The following is a 17,784-nucleotide window of genomic DNA, read 5'->3' as shown; positions in this document are numbered from 1 at the left end:
ACGCGATGCCGCCGATACACACTCGACGCCGCCCGGGCTGTAGTCACCGGGCGACGGTAGCCTGCTGACCGTGGCCCTCTACCGCAAGTATCGACCGGCAACCTTCGCCGAGGTGGTGGGGCAGGAGCACGTCACCGAACCGCTGTCGATCGCCCTGGAGGCGGGCCGGATCAATCACGCCTACCTGTTTTCCGGGCCGCGCGGCTGCGGAAAGACGTCCTCGGCCCGCATCCTGGCCCGGTCGCTGAACTGCGCGCAGGGACCGACCGCCAACCCGTGCGGTGTGTGCGAGTCGTGTACGGCGCTGGCGCCCAACGCGCCGGGCAGCATCGACGTGGTGGAGCTCGACGCCGCCAGCCACGGCGGCGTCGACGACACCCGCGAGCTGCGGGACCGCGCGTTCTACGCCCCGGCGCAGTCGCGCTACCGGGTGTTCATCGTCGACGAGGCGCACATGGTGACGACCGCGGGGTTCAACGCGCTGCTCAAGATCGTCGAGGAGCCGCCCGAGCACCTCATCTTCATCTTCGCCACCACGGAACCGGAGAAGGTGCTGCCGACGATCCGGTCGCGCACCCATCACTACCCCTTCCGGCTGCTGCCGCCGAAGACCATGCGGGCATTGATCGGGCGGATCTGCGAACAGGAGGGCGTCGTCGTCGACGACGCGGTGTACCCGCTGGTGATCCGGGCCGGCGGCGGTTCGCCGCGGGACACGCTGTCGGTCCTGGATCAGCTGGTGGCCGGTGCCGAGGACAACCACTTGAGGTACCAGCGGGCATTGGGCCTGCTGGGCGTCACCGACGTCGCGCTGATCGACGACGCGGTGGACGCCCTCGCCGCGTCGGACGCCGCCGCGTTGTTCGGCGCGGTCGAATCGGTGATCGACGCCGGCCACGACCCGCGGCGCTTCGCCACCGATCTGCTGGAGCGGTTCCGCGATCTCATCGTGCTGCAAGCGGTTCCGGATGCCGCCAGCCGCGGCGTGGTCGACGCGCCCGAGGACGTCCTGGACCGGATGCGCGAGCAGGCGGCCCGCATCGGCCCGGCGACCCTGACCCGCTACGCCGAGGTCGTGCAGGCCGGGCTGGGGGAGATGCGCGGCGCGACGGCGCCGCGCCTGCTGCTCGAGGTGGTCTGCGCGCGGCTGCTGCTGCCCTCGGCCAGCGACGCCGAGTCGGCGCTGCTGCAGCGCGTCGAGCGGATCGAGACCCGGCTGGGTGTGTCGCTGCCCGCCTCCGAGGTCGCGGCGGCGCCAACCGCGCCGCCGAAACGGGCGGCCGTTTCCAAGCCCGTCGCCAAGGCCGAGGCGCCCACCGCCAAGACCGACCCGAATCCGACGCCCGCGCCCGAACCCGCTCCGCCGCCGCCAGAACCCGAATCAGGCTCTGCCCCAGGTGAACTCAGCGCGGCGGCGCTGCGATCGATGTGGCCGACAGTGCGCGACAAGGTGCGCCAGCGCAGCCGCACCACCGAGGTGATGCTGGCGGGCGCCACGGTCCGGGCCGTGGAGGACGACACGCTGGTGCTGACCCACGCGTCGGCGCCGCTGGCCAAGCGGCTGTCCGAGCAGCGCAACGCCGACGTCATCGCCGAGGCGCTCAAAGACGCGCTGGGGGTGAGCTGGCGGGTGCGGTGCGAGGTGGATTCGGGAGCGCCCGCCGCGAGCGCCCCGGCGCCCGCCCGGCAGGAAGCGCCGGTCGACGAGCCGGCCGCCGCGGATTCCGCGCAGCGAGACGAAGAGGAAAGCATGCTCGCCGAGGCCGGCCGGAGTGAGCCGTCGGCGCCGCGGCGCGACCCCGAAGAGGCCGCACTCGAGCTGCTGCAGAACGAGCTGGGCGCGCGTCGGATTGACGGAGTCTAGGGCCGCCACCAGGGCCGCAGCGGCAGCTCGTCGTCGCCGCGGGCGGCGACGTTCGCCGCCAGCACGTGGTGCAGCTGAAGGTTGTTCTGCTCGAACGCCACCCGCGATGCCGCCATGTACAGGCCCCACACCTTGGCCGTCGCCAGGCCGACCTCGTCGACCGCCTCGTCCCAGTGCTCTACGAGGTTGCGGCACCAGTCCCGCAGCGTCATCGCGTAGTGGTGCCGGAAGTTCTCCTCGTGCAGCACCTCCAAACCCGCGTCCTGGACCTCGGTGACGATGCGGCCCGAGCCGGTGAGTTCCCCGTCCGGGAACACGTAGCGGTCGGTGAATCCGCCCGCGAAGGAGGTCGACTTGTTGTCGTGGCGGGTGATGCAGTGGTTGAGCAGCAGGCCGCCGGTGCGCAGCTTGGATTTCAGGAAGCCGAAGTAGGCGGGGTAATTCTTGACGCCGATGTGCTCGGTCAGGCCGATGGAGGAGACGGCGTCGAATCCCGCCTCGGCGACGTCGCGGTAGTCGGAGTGCCGCACCTCGGCCAGGTCGGCCAGACCTTCGGCTTCGATCGCGTTTTGCGCCCATTTCGCCTGCTCCGCCGACAGCGTGGCGCCGATCGCGCGCACACCGTGTCGCGCCGCGTAGCGGACCATGCCCCCCCAGCCGCAGCCGACGTCCAGCAGGCGGTCGCCCGGCCGCAGCCGCAGCTTTTCGAAGATCAGCCGGTACTTGTTGTCCTGGGCCTCCTCCAGCGTCGCGTCGGCGCCGGGATAGACCGCGCAGGTGTACGTCATCGACGGACCCAGCACCCATTCGTAGAACGTGTTGGACACGTCGTAGTGGTGGTGGATGGCCTCGGCGTCGCGGGTCTTGCTGTGCATGACGCCCGCCGCGACCCGCCGCCACCGCGGTGGCGCCTCCTCGGGCGGCGGCGCGACCGGCAGCAGATGCTCGACGCCCATGGAGCGGACGACGTTGGCGAGGGTCCGCGCCGAGGGCCGCTTGAAGTTGACCCGGTCGGTCAGCGTCTTGAGCAGCTGGTATGGGTCGCCGGGATGGACGCCGTAGGTCTGCAGGTCACCCGACACATAGGCGCGGGCCAGGCCGAGTTCGCCGGGGGCGGTGGCCAGGTAGGTGGCCCCGCGGGGCGAGCAGAGGTCCAGGCCCAGCTCCGCGTCCTCGCTGCCGGCGGTGCTGCCGTCGTAGGCGGTGAACTTGAGCGGATGCCGCCCCGTCGCGGCGAAAAGCTCCAGGATCTCCGCCATGCTGAGCTTCCCGGCGGTCGTGTGATGGGGTTCTCGGGTGGTCGTCATCGCCGTTGCACCGCCTTTGCGTACAGGTCCAAAAGACGCGAGTCGGGGTCGTAAGTTTTCTTGACCGTCTTGTAAGCCTCGCCGCCGTAGAGCTCGTCAAACTCCTCGCGGGTGTAATACGAATCCGAGTACAGCGACTTGTGGCCGTCCAGTTCGCTGACCTTCGCCTCGATGGCCCGGTTCGTCGCGCCCTCGGTGGGGCCGCCCGGCACCGAGGACCAGAACCCGATGTTGACGTAGGTGTGGTCGGGGCGCATCGGATACAGCGGCCAGCCTTCGCGATCGCGGAGACGTAGCGGGCACAACCAGATCGGCGTGATCGGCACGTCGGCCGCGAACCACTCCAAAAACTCGCAGGTCCGTTCGACCGGCACCTCGACGTCCTGCACCACCCGCTCGCGTGGCGGGCGGCCTTTACGCTTCTCGATGCGGTCGGCGATTCCGAAACGCTGGTCCAGCGCGACGAGCTTCCAGTAGAAGCTGCTGCGCCGATAGCGGCGGGGCCACCAGCGCCGCACCCGCGGGTTCTGGACGCCGAACGCGCGCGAGCACCAGAACCAGTCGGTGTCCCAACGCCAGAAGTAGTCGTGAATCGTCAGCCGGTCGTCCTTGGTGGCTTCCACCCCGGCCAGGTCATGCCGAATCGATTGGTAGTAAATGTTTTTCCCGGTGTAGTCGCTGACCGGTCCCGGCGTGGTGGTCCGCCGGCCCACACACAGATAGCTTTCGTCGGGGCTGAAGACCACGCCATCCAGATAATCCACCGGGGTACCGCCCTGGCCGCCGGTGTCGATGATGCGTTCCATCGCCGCGACCAGCTCGGGCAGCGACCGGAATCGGATGTGCCGCAGCGCCACAAAGGGGGCCACGGGCTCCAGCTCGATTCGTAGCCTGGTCGAATATCCCAGCGTGCCATAGGAATTCGGGAAGGCGCGGAACAGTTCCGGGTGCTGGCCGCGGGAGGCGGTGACCAATTCTCCGGCGCCGGTGAGGATGTCCAGTTCCAGTACCGACTCGTGGGGCAGGCCATTGCGAAACGACGCCGACTCGATGCCCAGGCCGCTGACCGCGCCGCCGAGGGTGATCGTCTTCAGCTGCGGAACCACCAGTGGCGAAAGGCCGTACGGCAGCGTCGCGGCCACCAGGTCCTCGTACGTGCACATGCCTGCGACGTCGGCGGTGCGGGTCTCGGGATCCACGGCGAGAACGCCGGTCAAACACGAGGTGTCCAGACCGCGCGCATCGCGTTTGGTGCGGGCGCGGAACAGGTTTGACGTGGGCTTGGCGAGCCGGACGGCGGACGTCGTCGGGATGGATCGATAACTCGCCATCAACCGGTCGACGCCCGCTGCATGAGCCGAGAGTGCAGATCCAGGGACAGGCACCACATATACCCTAGTCTTCGGAAACACCCCGTGCACCCGCGCGCGGCGGGATCACAAGACATCGCAATGTCATCGAACATCAAGAAGAGGAGTCGCGCCCGATGGGCCAGGTGAGCGCAGCCAGCACGATCTTGATCAACGCCGAGCCCGGGGCCACCCTCGCCGCGGTGTCGGACTACCAGAAGATGCGCCCGAAGATCCTGTCCCCCCAGTACAGCGATTACCAGGTGCTGCAGGGCGGCAAGGGCGCGGGTACGGTCGCCAAGTGGAGGCTGCAGGCCACCAAGTCACGCGTTCGCGATGTGCAGGTGAACGTCGACGTGGCGGGCCACACCGTCATCGAGAAGGACGCGAACTCGTCGATGATCACCAACTGGACGGTGGCCCCCGCCGGACCGGGATCCAGCGTCACGGTGAAGACCAGCTGGACCGGCGCCGGCGGCGTCAAGGGCTTCTTCGAAAAAACCTTTGCGCCCTTGGGGCTGAGGAGGATTCAGGGCGAGGTGCTGGCCAACCTGAAGAAAGAACTGGAAGGCTAGCGCCGTCAGCGCGCCTGGCTCTGGGTCGCCAGGAACCCCGCGACGCCGCGGACGAGCGCGTCGGCGTACTTCTGCCGGCCGTCGGCCGACTCCATCAGCGCCGAATCCACGGGGTTCTTCATGTTGCCGCACTCGACCAGGATCGACGGGTACTGCGCCAGGTTCAGGCCCGCGAGGTCCGAGCGCCCGTACAAGCCGTCCTGCCCGATGTAGTTGGCGGGCGGGATGCCGGACGCCTGCAGCTGATCGCGCATGATCCGGGCGTACTGCACCGAGGGACCGGCCTGCGCCTGGTTGAGCGGCGGCGCCGAGTAGTTCACGTGGAATCCCCGCCCGGACGGCGGGCCGCCGTCGGCGTGGATGCTCAGGATCGCGTTGGGCCGCAAGGAGTTGGCCGCCGCGGCGCGCGCATCGACGCACGGCCCCAGCCCGGTGTCGTCACCGCGCGACATGGCTGTGCGGACGCCCAGCGCGCTGAGCTCGGCGCGAACCCGCAGCGCGGTGTCCCAGGTGAACGTGTGCTCCATATAGCCGCTGTTGGTCGACGTCCCACTGGTCTGACAGTCCTTCGTGCCGCCGCGCCCGGTGGGCACCTGACGGTTGATCGACGCGTCGTTCGAGCCGTTGTGGCCCGGGTCGATGAAAACGACCATGCCGGCGATGTTGGACGGGGCGGCGGTCGCCGTCGGGATGATCGCCGCCGCGACGGCAACCAGCACAGCGACCAACACTCTGATACCGACACGCTTGCTCACTCGTAGGTCCACGGCGCAAAGGTAACGGCGCGCGGTCTACGCTGGGTGTTCCGAATCGCCCGGCACCCGCAGGCGAAACCAACTCGAGACCAAGATGCGAGGGGATTGTCATGCAACCCGGAGGCGACATGTCGCAGCTGCTCGCTCAGGCGCAGCAGATGCAGCAGAAGTTACTCGAGGCCCAGCACCAGCTCGCCAACGCAGAGATACACGGTGAGGCGGGTGGGGGCCTGGTCAAGGTCGTCGTCAAAGGCAGCGGCGAGGTGGTCGCGGTGGAGATCGACCCCAAGGTCGTCGACCCCGACGACATCGAGACCCTGCAGGACTTGATCGTGGGCGCCATGCGCCACGCTTCGGCGCAGGTCACCAAGATGGCGCAGGAACGGCTGGGCGCCCTGGCGGGCGGCATGGGCGCGCCGCCGGCCCAACCGGCGGCGCCGCCACCCACTCAGATGCCGGGGCTGTGACGCTGCACCGACATGTTTGAGGGACCCGTCCAGGATCTGATCGACGAGCTCGGCAAGCTGCCGGGCATCGGCCCCAAGAGCGCGCAGCGCATCGCGTTCCACCTGTTGTCGGTCGAACCGCCGGAGATCGACCGGCTGACCGCTGTATTGGGCAAGGTCCGCGAGGGCGTGCGGTTCTGCGCGGTGTGCGGCAACGTCTCCGACGACGAGCGCTGCCGCATCTGCGCCGACCCGCGCCGCGACGGCTCCCAGGTCTGTGTCGTCGAGGAGCCGAAGGACGTCCAGGCCGTCGAGCGCACCCGCGAATTCCGCGGCCGCTACCACGTGCTGGGCGGCGCGCTCGACCCGTTGTCCGGCGTGGGACCCGACCAGCTGCGCATCCGCGAGCTGCTGACCCGCATCGGCGAGCGCGTCGACGACGTCGACATCACCGAGGTGATCATCGCCACCGACCCCAACACGGAGGGCGAGGCGACGGCCACCTACCTCGTTCGGATGCTGCGCGACATCCCCGGCCTGACCGTGACCCGGATCGCGTCGGGGCTGCCGATGGGCGGCGACTTGGAGTTCGCCGACGAGCTGACGCTGGGCCGCGCGCTCACCGGCCGCCGCGCCATGGTCTGAGCCGTCAGTTGGTGACGACGGCGAAGTTGTCGCTGGTCTGCCACGCCGCTTCGAAGGTGGCAATGGAAACCTGTTCGTCGCGACCCGCCTTGATGCCGCTGTCGTTGAGGTGCACCACGTTGGCTGCGTTATCGATGCCGATGACGACGACGAAGTGGTTTTCCTGGGTGCGGTCGCCCCGCGTGTTCCACAGGATCTTGTCGTTGAGCCCAACGATCACCTTGCGCCCCCCATCCAGATCGTGCGCGAGGGCGTCGAGGTTGGGGTGGACCGCGGTGGCGTGGATGCCGTAGTGCGCCAGCAGCACGGGCAGGTCGGAGTTCTTGGTGTTGCTCCCGGGCCGGTAGATCGGTCCGGGATGGCTGACGCTCGGGATATTGGCGGCCGCGGCGGTGATCTCGTCCTCGGTGGGTTCGCGGCCGGTGACCTGGCCGACCACGTCGGCCACCGCCATCTCCGCGCAGTCGCGGTCCTGTTGCTGGTAGCGCCAGTAGGGCGCCGCGGCGGCCGGGTTGCCGTGCATCCCGTCCTGGGCCGCGTCGGCCCTGGCGGCGAGCGCAACCATCGAGCCGGTGGCCGCGCTCAAGACCGCCGCGAGCCCGACGGCGCCGGCGGCCTTGGCGACGATGGTCCTGGTGTTGATCATGGGGGTCCTTTTCTCGGGGGGTGCGTCGAGAAAAGGGTCGGTGAAGCCGCTGGACGAATCCTTGAAGGAACCTTGAAGCGCCGCTAGTTGGGCCGTCGCGAGATATAACCCATTGCGACGACACGCTGGGCGGCCTCAGCGGGCCGCCAGTCGCTCGCGGCGCAGCAGGTCCACCTCGGGCAGCTGCAGCGGCGCGAGTTCGCCCACTACTTTGCCGAGCAGCAGGTCGGCCAGCTCCGGGTTGCGGGCCAGGCAGGGCCCGTGCATGTAGGTCGCGACGACGCTGCCCTGCACGGCGCCGTCGTGGCCGTCGCCGGCGCGGTTTCCGGCGCCCTTGACCACCGTGCCCAACGGGGACGCGGCCGGTCCCAGGACGGTGCCGCCGCGGTGGTTCTCGAAGCCGGTGAGCCGTTGGGTCAGCCCGGTCAGCAGCGGCTTGCTGACCAACTCGCCGATGGTGCGCGTGTCCTGCGGCGACGTCGTCGCGTCCAGCATGCCCACACCGTCGACCCGTTCGCCCGAGGAGGTCGCATACCAGTGGCCCAGCACCTGGACGGCCGCGCAGATCGCCAGCACCGGCGCGCCCCGCTCGGCCGCGCGCTGCAGGCCCGGGTAGCGAAGAAGGTGCCGGGTGGCCAGCCGCTGCGCGTAGTCCTCCGCCCCGCCCAGCGTGTACAGGTCCAGCGAGTCGGGCACCGGGTCGGCCAGCGTGATCTCGACGATCTCCGCGGCGATGCCCCGCAGGCGCAGGCGTTGGCGCAGCACCAGGGCGTTGCCGCCGTCGCCGTAGGTGCCCATCACGTCGGGCAACACCAGGCCGATCCGCACGGTGGAGTCAGCCATGGCGCGCCAACGCTCGCTGCAGCTGTAGGAAGGCGGTGTAGTTGGCGACGACCTCCACCCGCCCGGGCGGGCATGACGCGATGGCCGCCACGGTGTCGTGCACCAGCGTGTGCTCGACGCCCGCGTAGCCGAGGCGCACCGCCAGGTCGGTGCCGCGCTCGCCGGCCGCGACGACTCGGGTCTCTTCGAAGTGCTCGAAGCGCACATCCCACAGCCACGACAGGTCCTCGCCGTCGGGCACCTGCCCGTTGACCGCGATGACCACCCCGGCCGCGTGCTTGTCGACCATCGACAGCGCCTCCTGCCAGCCGGCGGGGTTCTTGGCCAGCAGGATCCGCGCCTCGTGGTCGCCGACGCGGACGCTGCGGTAGCGCCCGGCGACCTCGTCGACCGTGGCGACCGCCGCGACGGCCCGCGCGGGGGCCGCGCCCAGCGCGACGGCGGCGGCCACGGCCTGGGCCGCGTTGCCCCGGTTCACCGCGCCGGGCAGCGCCAGCCGCATCGGCAGGGCCAGGCCGTCGGGCCCGTACAGCGTCTCGTCGTCGAACCACCACTGCGGGCTGGGTCGCTTGAAGTCGGCGCCGGTGGAATACCAGTGCCCCCGGTCGCGGACGATGACCTCGCCGCTGCGCGGGCAGCTGACCGAGTCGTTCGCCCAGGCGCCGCCCGCGGCCACCCACACCACGTGGGGGCTGTCGTAGGCCGCCGACGTCATCAGGACGTCGTCGCAATTGGCGACGACGACGGCGTTCGGGTGCCGCGCCAGCCCGGCCCGCAGCGTGCGTTCGATCACGTTGATCTCACCCACCCGGTCCAGCTGGTCGCGCGACAGGTTGAGCAGCACGATGACAGTGGGCTCGACGGCGTCGGCAACGTGCGGCACGTGCATCTCGTCGACCTCCAGCGCCGCCAGCCCGGCTGTGCGGTCGGCGGCCAGCGCGGCCACCAGGCCGGCGTCCATGTTGGCGCCCTCGGCGTTGGTGGCCACCGGACCCAGGGTCCCGAGCGCGGCGGCCGTCATCCTCGTGGTCGTCGACTTGCCGTTGGTGCCCGTGACGATGACGGTGCGCCGCCCGGCCCCGAGCTGTCGCAGCACCGAGCGGTCCAGCGTCATCGCGACCAGGCCGCCGATCATCGCCCCGGCCCCGCGCCCGGTCACCCGCGACGCCCACCGCGCGCTCGCTCCCGCGGCGAGGGCCAGGCGTGCACGGGTGGTGATCACGCGCGTGAGTTTATTCGGGCGATCGCGAGCGCGGCGTTGTGCGCCGGGCGCTGCGGGTCGCCCGCGTGGATTTCGGGCGATCGCGAGCGCGGCGTTGTGCGCCGGGCGCTGCGGGTCGCCCGCGTGGATTTCGGGCGACACGACTCGTAGCGAACCGGCGATGTCGGTCGCGCGTGCCATGCTCAGCTCATGAACCGGGTGTCCTGGGGGCGGCCGGCCAGCGAGCCGGGCGGGGGCTGGGCCGTCATCGACGTCGAGACCTCGGGCTTTCGGCCGGGTCAGGCGCGGATCATCAGCGTCGCCGCGCTCGGGCTGGACGCCGACGGGCGGGTGGAGCAGTCCGTGGTCAGCCTGCTCAATCCCGGGGTGGACCCCGGTCCCACCCACGTGCACGGCCTGACCACCGCGATGCTCGAGGACCAGCCGCAGTTCGCCGACATCGTCGGTGACCTGGTCGAGGTGCTGCGCGGCCGCACGCTGGTGGCGCACAACGTCGCTTTCGACTACGCGTTCCTGGCCGCGGAGGCCGAGCTCGCCCAGGCCGAGCTGCCCGTCGACAACGTCATGTGCACGGTCGAGTTGGCGCGCCGACTGGACCTCGGGGTCGAAAACCTGCGGCTCGAGACGCTCGCGGCCCATTGGGGCGTGGTGCAGGAGCGGCCACACGACGCCTTCGACGACGCGCTGGTGCTGACCGGTGTCCTGGAGTCGGCGCTGGAGCGGGCGCGCGAACGCGACATCTGGCTGCCCGTGCACCCGGTGACCCGGCGGCAATGGCCGAACGGCCGGGTGACCCACGACGAGCTGCGCCCGTTGAAGGTGCTGGCCTCGCGGATGCCGTGCCCCTACCTCAACCCGGGGCCCTTCGTGCGGGGCAGGCCGCTGGTCCAGGGCATGCGGGTGGCGCTGGCCGCCGAGGTGAGGCGCACCCACGAGGAGCTCGTCGAGCGGATCCTGCACGCCGGGCTCGCCTACCGCGACGTCGTGGACGGGGAAACCTCGCTGGTGGTCTGCAACGACGCCGCCCCCGAGCAGGGCAAGGGCTATCACGCCCGACAGCTGGGGGTGCCGGTGGTGTCCGACGCGCAGTTCATGGACTGCGTCGGCACGGTCGCCGGCGGCACCAGCATGGAGGAATTCACCGACGTCACCATGCTCGACCAGCAGCTCGCGTTGTTCTGATCGCTTCCGCCCGGATCGATCGAGCAAGCAGCAGCAAGCACAGCTGATTACCTCCTTAAGGGTGTAGTGCTACCCGCCAAAGGGTGGTCGACTGGTTTTGGTCAAGGGGCAAGAGCCAGAACCGTTTTCGATCCCGTGGGCACGGCATCAAGTTGTTTGGCTTCAGGTGGCCCCGGTTATTCGACTTGAGTACGAAAGGAGCCCGAAATGCCCGTCTGGCAATGGATCGTCATCGCGGTCGTCGCAGTCATCCTGGTGGCCGCGTTGATCGTTGCGGCAAGCGTCGCGAGTCGCCGGAAGAAGAATGAGCGACTGAAGCGGCACTACGGCCCCGAATACGAGCGTCTGGTGTTCGAAAGGGGGAACGAGAAGGCGGCTCAGGAAGAATTGGCCGCCCGGGAACGTCGGCGAGACAAACTCGACATCGTGCCGTTGCCGCCGGCCGCCCGCTCGGATTTCGCGGCACGCTGGCAGCAGGTGCAGACGGGGTTCGTCGACAACCCGGCCACCGCCGTCGGCGTCGCCGATCGGCTCGTCACCGAGGTGATGCGTCAGCGGGGCTACCCCGTCGACGACTTCGATCAGCGGGCTGCCGACATCTCGGTCGACCACCCGCAGATCGTCGACAACTATCGCGCCGCGCACGGCATTCATCTGTCGCAGCAGCGCGGTGATATCAGCACCGAACAGCAGCGGAGGGCGTTCGTCCACTACCGGGCGCTCTTCGAGAGGTTGCTCGAGACCAACACAGATCACCACGCGTCACAGGAGGCAAGGAAATGACCACACACGACAACCCGCGATTCGCCCCCTCGAACCCGGAAGCGGAGGCCCCTCAGTGGGCGACCCCACCGGTCGGCCAGACCGGGCGGGCGGCGACGGCACCGGTGGGCCCGGGAGCAGAGATGGCTGCGCCTCCGGTCGGCCAGTATGCGACCGACGCACCGACCGCTTTTGGTCAACAGCCTTCCGGGGCGACGCCACCAGCGGGCGGGACTGAGCAGAATGCCGGCCATCTGGCCGGGGACGGCGAACGGTCCTCTTCGGACGCCCTTTTCGCCGAGGACGAGCTCGCGGACATGCGCGGGCGGTGGGCAGCCGTGCAAGCGGCCTTCGTCGACGATCCCAAGGAGTGCGTGCACAAGGCTGACGCGCTGGTGTCCGATCTGGTCGACCGGCTCACGAGCGGGTTCGCCCACGCGCGCTCGAGTCTCGAAGAGCAATGGGCCCGCGGCGAGGAATCGTCTACCGAGACCCTCCGCGTCGCACTGATGCGCTACCGCGAGTTCTTCGAACGGTTGCTCTCCGTCTGATCAGCTGCGCGACGCTCGGTTGACCGCCGACACGACGGCCCGCAGCGACGCGGTGGTGATCGACGGCGCGATGCCGACGCCCCACACCGTTCGACCCGCGACCGACGCCTCGACGTAGGCCGCCGCCTGCGCGTCGTCGCCCGCGCTCATCGCGTGCTCGGAGTAATCCAGCACCGCCACGTCGAAGCCGACGGTCCCCAACGCATGGACGAAGGCGGCGAGCGGGCCGTTGCCGGTGCCACTGATCTCGGTCTCCACGCCGTCGATCTTGACGGTGGCGGCGATGCTGGTCATGCCGCCGTCTTCGTCGGAGGCGTCGACCCGCTGCCTGATCCGCTCCAGCGGTCGCACCGGGGCCAGGTACTCCTCGGAGAACGCGTCCCACATCTCCTTTGGCGACACCTCGCCGCCCTCGCCGTCGGCGATCTTCTGGATCACCTGGGAGAACTCGATCTGCAGCCGCCGCGGGAGGGCCAGCCCGTGATCCGATTTCATGATGTAGGCCACCCCGCCCTTGCCGGATTGCGAGTTGACCCGGATCACCGCCTCGTAGGTGCGTCCGACGTCCTTGGGGTCGATCGGCAGGTAGGGCACCTGCCAGAGCATGTCCTCGACGTCGGTGTCGGCCTCGTCGGCGTCGATCTTCATCTGGTCGAGACCCTTGTTGATGGCGTCCTGGTGACTGCCGGAGAACGCGGTGTAGACCAGGTCGCCGCCGTAGGGGTGACGCTCGTGCACCGGCAGCTGGTTGCAGTACTCCACGGTGCGGCGGATCTCGTCGATGTTGGAGAAGTCGATCTGGGGGTCCACCCCGCGGGAGAACAGGTTGAGCCCCAGCGTCACCAGGCACACGTTGCCGGTGCGCTCCCCATTGCCGAACAGGCAACCCTCGATCCGGTCGGCTCCGGCCTGGTAGCCCAATTCGGCTGCGGCGACGGCGGTTCCGCGGTCGTTGTGCGGATGCAGGCTCAGGATCACCGACTCCCGGCTGGCCAGGTTGCGGCTCATCCACTCGATCGAGTCGGCGTAGACGTTGGGGGTGGCCATCTCCACGGTGGCGGGCAGGTTGAAGATGATCGGGTTGTCCGGCGTCGGCGCGATAATCTCGCCGACGGCGTCGCACACCTGCTTGGCGTACTCGAGTTCGGTCCCCGTGTAGGACTCCGGGGAGTACTCGAACCGCCACTGCGTGCCGGGATGCTTGGCCGCCTCCTCGACGCACTTGCGCGCGCCGTCGGTCGCGATGGCCTGGACGGCGGCCCGGTCGGCGCGGAACACCACGCGACGCTGCAGGATCGACGTCGAGTTGTAGAAGTGCACGATCGCCCGCGGCGCGCCGTCACACGCCTCGAAGGTGCGCTCGATCAGCTCCGGCCGGCACTGGGTCAGTACCTGGATCGTGACGTCGTCGGGGATGGCGCCGTCGGTGATGATGGCGCGGACGAAGTCGAAGTCGGTCTGGCTGGCCGACGGGAATCCAACCTCGATCTCCTTGTAGCCCATCCGCACCAGCAGGTCGAACATGCGGCGCTTGCGGGCCGGGCTCATCGGGTCGATCAGCGCCTGGTTGCCGTCGCGCAGATCCACCGCGCACCACAGCGGGGCGCGCGTGATGACCCGGTCGGGCCAGGTGCGGTCGGCCACCCGGATGGGCTCGACCTCTTCGGCGAAGGGGCGGTACCGGTTGATCGGCATCGACGACCCGCGTTGCGGATTCCAGGAGGGTTGGGCCGGCCCGGGCGGGCCGGCGGGTTTGACGATGGTGCGTGCCGACTTATAGGCGTCGGGCGAATCAGGATTGGTCACGGTAGTTGCTCCGGGGTATCAGAAGGAACCTCAGACCGGCGCATCGCGAACACCCGCGACGGGAAGCCGGTCTGGATCAGACCCCGTCGCGGCGTCCGAGGAGGAGCACCCGCTGCACGGTGTGCACTCTACCGCGATCCGCGTCGGGACCAAAACGCGCGGTGCACGCCGCCGAACGTGTGGCTCATGGACGAAATCGGCGAGGTTTTCGTACCTGGGACCCACGTTCGGCGGGGGGAAATCAAGATGCGCCGGCACGTATTCTGTTGTGGACTCGAAGCCAGATCTCCGAAGACAGGAACGAACAACAGTGGCGCTCGTCGTGCAGAAGTACGGCGGATCATCCGTGGCGGATGCCGACCGGATCCGCCGCGTCGCCGAGCGCATCGTCGCGACCAAGAAGCAGGGCAATGACGTCGTCGTGGTGGTTTCGGCCATGGGCGACACCACCGACGACCTGTTGGACCTGGCCCAACAGGTCTGCCCGGCCCCCCCGCCGCGCGAACTCGACATGCTGCTGACCGCCGGTGAGCGCATCTCCAACGCGCTGGTGGCCATGGCGATCGAATCGCTCGGCGCGCAGGCGCGCTCGTTCACCGGTTCGCAGGCCGGCGTGATCACCACCGGCACCCACGGCAACGCCAAGATCATCGAAGTGACGCCGGGACGCCTGCGCGACGCGCTCGACGAGGGGCGCATCGTGTTGGTCGCCGGGTTCCAAGGGGTCAGCCAGGACACCCGCGACGTCACCACGCTCGGCCGCGGCGGATCGGACACCACCGCCGTCGCGCTGGCCGCGGCGCTCGGCGCCGACGTCTGCGAGATCTACACCGACGTCGACGGCATCTTCAGCGCCGACCCCAGGATCGTGCACAACGCCCGCAGGCTGGACACGGTGACCTTCGAGGAGATGCTCGAGATGGCGGCCTGCGGCGCCAAGGTGCTGATGCTGCGCTGCGTCGAATACGCTCGCCGCTACAACATCCCGGTGCACGTCCGGTCGTCGTACTCGGACAAGCCGGGCACCATCGTCAAGGGATCGATCAAGGACATCGCCATGGAAGACCCCATCCTGACCGGAGTCGCACACGACCGCAGCGAGGCCAAGGTGACCATCGTCGGGATCCCCGACATCCCGGGGTATGCGGCGAGGGTGTTCCGGGCCGTCGCCGACGCCGACGTGAACATCGACATGGTGCTGCAGAACGTCTCCAAGGTCGAGGACGGCAAGACCGACATCACCTTCACGTGCTCACGCGACAGCGGCCCCACCGCGGTGGAGAAGCTCGACGCGCTGCGCGACGAGATCGGGTTCACCCAGCTGCTCTACGACGACCACATCGGCAAGGTGTCGCTGATCGGTGCGGGCATGCGCAGCCACCCCGGGGTCACCGCGACCTTCTGTGAGGCGCTGGCCACCGTGGGCGTCAACATCGAGCTGATCTCCACCTCCGAGATCCGCATCTCGGTGCTGTGCCGCGACACCGAACTGGACAAGGCCGTCGTGGCGTTGCATGAGGCGTTCGGGCTCGGCGGCGAGGAGTCGGCGACGGTGTATGCGGGGACGGGTAGATAGATGGTTGCCATTGGGGTAGTCGGGGCCACCGGCCAGGTGGGCCAGGTGATGCGGGCGCTGCTCGACGAACGGGACTTTCCGGCCACGACGGTGCGGTTCTTCGCCTCCGCGCGCTCCCAGGGGCGCAAGCTGACCTTCCGCGGCCAGGAGATCGAGGTCGAAGACGCCGCGACGGCGGACCCGACGGGGCTGGACATCGCGGTGTTCTCGGCCGGCAAGACGATGTCGCTGGTGCAGGCCCCGCGGTTCGCGGCCGCCGGGGTCACCGTGATCGACAACTCCTCGGCGTGGCGCAAGGACCCCGACGTGCCGCTGGTGGTGTCGGAGGTGAACTTCGAACGGGACGCGCACCGGAGGCCGAAGGGCATCATCGCCAACCCGAACTGCACCACCATGGCCGCCATGCCGGTGCTCAAGGTGCTGCACGACGAGGCGCAGCTGGAGCGCCTGGTGGTCTCCAGCTATCAGGCGGTGTCCGGCAGCGGGCTCGCCGGCGTCGAGGAACTCGCCACCCAGGCGCGCGCCGTCATCGACGGCGCCGAGCAGCTGGTGTACGACGGTGGCGCCTGCGAGTTCCCGGCGCCCAAGACGTACGTGGCGCCGATCGCGTTCAACGTGCTGCCGCTGGCCGGATCGCTGGTGGACGACGGTTCCGGCGAGACCGACGAGGACCAGAAGCTGCGCTTCGAGAGCCGCAAGATCCTGGGCATCCCCGACCTGTTGGTCAGCGGCACCTGCGTGCGGGTGCCGGTGTTCACCGGGCACTCGCTGTCGATCAACGCCGAATTCGCGCGGCCGTTGTCACCCGAGCGGGCCCGCGAGCTGCTCGACGGCGCACCGGGGGTCAAGGTGGTCGACGTGCCGACCCCGCTGGCCGCCGCCGGCGTCGACGAGTCGCTGGTCGGTCGCATCCGGCGCGACCCCGGGGTACCCGACGGGCGCGGTCTCGCGCTGTTCGTCTCGGGGGACAACCTGCGCAAGGGGGCGGCGCTCAACACCATTCAGATCGCCGAGCTGCTGGCCGCCCAGTTGTGAGACCGCGGGTGAGTTCCGCGACTCGGTGCTCGCTGATCGCGCTGACTTTACTTGCCCCGCAATGCTTTTGGGTCGCGCATGCCGATCCTCCCGCGCCTGCTCCCGAGCCGATCTTGCAGCCGCTGGCGCCGGGTCAGGTGCTGCGGATCGGGCCGACCGCGGGCACCGGAACCCCGACGCGCGACTACGGCGTCGGCGCGACCGACCTGTGCGAGTTCGTCGAGTTTCCCGCCGAGCTGCTGCAGGTGTGCGGTGACAGCTTCGCCGGCCAGGGCGTCGGGTTCGGCGGCTGGTACTCCCCGGTCGCGCTGCACGTCGACACCGCGTCGGTCGACGACCCCGCCGGGGTGCGTTACACCGGGGTCACGGGCATCAACAAGCCGTTGTTGGCCGACCCCACGCCGCCCGGCGATTCCCAACTGCCCGCCGGGGTGGTGCAGATCAACCGGCGCAACTACCTGATGGTGACCACCACGAAAAACCTTGAGCCGCAAAGCTCTCGGCTCGTGACCCCCGAGCCGGCGCACGGCAGCTGGCAGACGGTCGCGGGGTCCCGGCGCGACGGTTCCTATCAGGGCGGCTCGCAATCGCAGATCAGCGGGTACTACGACCCGATTCCCGCCCCCGATTCGCCGAGCGGCTGGGTGTACATCGTGGCCAACAGTTTCACCCGGCGCGCTCCGATGTTGCTGTACCGCGCCACGCCGCAAACGTTCACCGACCGGTCCCGGTGGCAGGGCTACGCCCCGGGGCCCGGCGGCGGCTGGGGCAAGGCGCCGACGCCCCTGTGGCCGGATCAGGTGGGTGAGATGTCCATCAGGCAGATCGACGGCAAGGCCGTGCTGTCGTACTTCAACGCCAGCACCGGCAACATGGAGGTCCGGGTCGCCAACGACCCGACGGCGCTGGGCACCGCGCCCGTGACCACTGTGGTGCAGCACGACGAGTGGCCCGAGCCCGCCGAAAGCCTGCCGCCGCCCTACGACAACCGGCTCGCACAGCCATACGGCGGGTACATCTCGCCCGGCTCCACCCTCGACGAGCTGCGGATCTTCGTCAGCCAGTGGAACAACATCGATCCACGCGCCCGCGCGCCCTACCGGGTGATCCAGTTTGCGGTCAACCCGTTCAAGCCTGAGTAGCCCGCCCACACTGTTTCGGCAGGTGACGGCGTTTTCAGCTCATAGCTGCTACTTAATCAACGCATAGCCACAGCTTGT

At 69.3% G+C, this 17,784-nt stretch carries 17 protein-coding genes; 10 read left to right on the top strand and 7 right to left on the bottom strand.

Translation table 11 applies throughout. The features are described 5' to 3' along the window. The first annotated feature begins 70 nt into the window (after positions 1 to 70). Complete coding sequence (locus A5705_RS01065) at positions 71 to 1,864, top strand: DNA polymerase III subunits gamma/tau (protein WP_068274646.1); 1,794 nt, start codon at positions 71 to 73, stop codon at positions 1,862 to 1,864. Here A5705_RS01065 and A5705_RS01060 read toward each other — a convergent pair. Beyond that, the gene (locus A5705_RS01060; RefSeq protein WP_197517010.1) at positions 1,861 to 3,171 is read right to left on the bottom strand and encodes a class I SAM-dependent methyltransferase; all 1,311 of its coding nucleotides are present in this window, start codon (positions 3,169 to 3,171) and stop codon (positions 1,861 to 1,863) included. The genes A5705_RS01065 and A5705_RS01060 overlap by 4 nt on opposite strands. Further along, the gene (locus A5705_RS01055; RefSeq protein ID WP_197517009.1) at positions 3,168 to 4,502 is read right to left on the bottom strand and encodes an FAD-binding oxidoreductase; all 1,335 of its coding nucleotides are present in this window, start codon (positions 4,500 to 4,502) and stop codon (positions 3,168 to 3,170) included. The genes A5705_RS01060 and A5705_RS01055 overlap by 4 nt, the downstream gene beginning before the upstream one ends. 155 nt (positions 4,503 to 4,657) lie before the next feature. Here A5705_RS01055 and A5705_RS01050 point away from each other — a divergent pair, with 155 nt between their 5' ends. After that, a complete protein-coding gene (locus A5705_RS01050; RefSeq protein ID WP_067881815.1) occupies positions 4,658 to 5,095 on the top strand; it encodes an SRPBCC family protein in 438 nt (145 codons plus the stop codon). A 5-nt stretch (positions 5,096 to 5,100) separates the two neighbouring features. On the opposite strand, the gene A5705_RS01045 is transcribed toward A5705_RS01050, so the two are convergent. Then, on the bottom strand, positions 5,101 to 5,862 hold the full coding sequence (locus A5705_RS01045; RefSeq protein ID WP_082956217.1) for an Rv3717 family N-acetylmuramoyl-L-alanine amidase: 762 nt from the start codon (positions 5,860 to 5,862) through the stop codon (positions 5,101 to 5,103). Positions 5,863 to 5,960: 98 nt separating this feature from the next. On the opposite strand from A5705_RS01045, the gene A5705_RS01040 reads away from it, so the two are divergent. Both A5705_RS01040 and recR read left to right on the top strand, forming a co-directional pair. Next, a complete protein-coding gene (locus tag A5705_RS01040; RefSeq protein WP_067881809.1) occupies positions 5,961 to 6,317 on the top strand; it encodes a YbaB/EbfC family nucleoid-associated protein in 357 nt (118 codons plus the stop codon). 12 nt (positions 6,318 to 6,329) lie between these two features. Further along, complete coding sequence (gene recR / locus A5705_RS01035) at positions 6,330 to 6,941, top strand: recombination mediator RecR (RefSeq protein ID WP_067881807.1); 612 nt, start codon at positions 6,330 to 6,332, stop codon at positions 6,939 to 6,941. 4 nt (positions 6,942 to 6,945) lie between these two features. On the opposite strand, the gene A5705_RS01030 is transcribed toward recR, so the two are convergent. The 3 genes from A5705_RS01030 to A5705_RS01020 all read right to left on the bottom strand — a co-directional run bounded on the left by A5705_RS01030 (position 6,946) and on the right by A5705_RS01020 (position 9,652). Further along, positions 6,946 to 7,587, bottom strand: coding sequence for a C39 family peptidase (locus tag A5705_RS01030; RefSeq protein WP_068274643.1), 642 nt, complete (start codon positions 7,585 to 7,587; stop codon positions 6,946 to 6,948). 135 nt (positions 7,588 to 7,722) lie between these two features. After that, positions 7,723 to 8,430 carry a type 1 glutamine amidotransferase gene (locus A5705_RS01025; RefSeq protein WP_067881801.1) on the bottom strand — a complete coding sequence of 236 codons (708 nt, stop codon included), beginning with the start codon at positions 8,428 to 8,430 and terminating at the stop codon, positions 7,723 to 7,725. Then, positions 8,423 to 9,652, bottom strand: a complete 1,230-nt coding sequence (locus tag A5705_RS01020; RefSeq protein ID WP_067881798.1) for a Mur ligase family protein — start codon at positions 9,650 to 9,652, stop codon at positions 8,423 to 8,425. Before A5705_RS01020 ends, A5705_RS01025 begins: the two co-directional genes overlap by 8 nt. A gap of 189 nt (positions 9,653 to 9,841) precedes the next feature. On the opposite strand from A5705_RS01020, the gene A5705_RS01015 reads away from it, so the two are divergent. The 3 genes from A5705_RS01015 to A5705_RS28335 all read left to right on the top strand — a co-directional run bounded on the left by A5705_RS01015 (position 9,842) and on the right by A5705_RS28335 (position 12,147). After that, positions 9,842 to 10,834 carry a DEDDh family exonuclease gene (locus A5705_RS01015; RefSeq protein ID WP_067881795.1) on the top strand — a complete coding sequence of 331 codons (993 nt, stop codon included), beginning with the start codon at positions 9,842 to 9,844 and terminating at the stop codon, positions 10,832 to 10,834. A gap of 207 nt (positions 10,835 to 11,041) precedes the next feature. Beyond that, the gene (locus tag A5705_RS01010) at positions 11,042 to 11,617 is read left to right on the top strand and encodes a hypothetical protein (RefSeq protein ID WP_067881791.1); all 576 of its coding nucleotides are present in this window, start codon (positions 11,042 to 11,044) and stop codon (positions 11,615 to 11,617) included. Further along, positions 11,614 to 12,147, top strand: a complete 534-nt coding sequence (locus A5705_RS28335; protein WP_231964368.1) for a hypothetical protein — start codon at positions 11,614 to 11,616, stop codon at positions 12,145 to 12,147. The genes A5705_RS01010 and A5705_RS28335 overlap by 4 nt, the downstream gene beginning before the upstream one ends. Here the strand turns inward: A5705_RS28335 and leuA are convergent, their stop codons facing one another. Then, complete coding sequence (gene leuA, locus A5705_RS01000; RefSeq protein ID WP_067881788.1) at positions 12,148 to 13,953, bottom strand: 2-isopropylmalate synthase; 1,806 nt, start codon at positions 13,951 to 13,953, stop codon at positions 12,148 to 12,150. It abuts the gene before it with no gap. A 310-nt stretch (positions 13,954 to 14,263) separates the two neighbouring features. Between leuA and A5705_RS00995 the strand changes: the two genes are divergently transcribed. Genes A5705_RS00995 through A5705_RS00985 form a run of 3 tightly spaced genes read left to right on the top strand, consistent with a single transcriptional unit; the run spans position 14,264 to position 17,706 of the window. Then, positions 14,264 to 15,529 (top strand): aspartate kinase, encoded by a 1,266-nt coding sequence (locus A5705_RS00995; RefSeq protein ID WP_067881785.1) that lies wholly within the window; start codon positions 14,264 to 14,266, stop codon positions 15,527 to 15,529. After that, positions 15,530 to 16,564: an aspartate-semialdehyde dehydrogenase gene (locus A5705_RS00990; protein WP_067881782.1), complete on the top strand. Its 1,035-nt coding sequence runs from the start codon at positions 15,530 to 15,532 to the stop codon at positions 16,562 to 16,564. Next, a complete protein-coding gene (locus tag A5705_RS00985) occupies positions 16,561 to 17,706 on the top strand; it encodes a DUF4185 domain-containing protein (RefSeq protein WP_156738465.1) in 1,146 nt (381 codons plus the stop codon). The genes A5705_RS00990 and A5705_RS00985 overlap by 4 nt, the downstream gene beginning before the upstream one ends. Positions 17,707 to 17,784 lie beyond the last annotated feature (78 nt).

Source organism: Mycobacterium sp. E787, from assembly GCF_001668725.1.
In the GTDB taxonomy this organism is placed as follows: Bacteria; Actinomycetota; Actinomycetes; order Mycobacteriales; family Mycobacteriaceae; genus Mycobacterium.
This window is presented reverse-complemented; position numbering and strand designations above follow the sequence as displayed.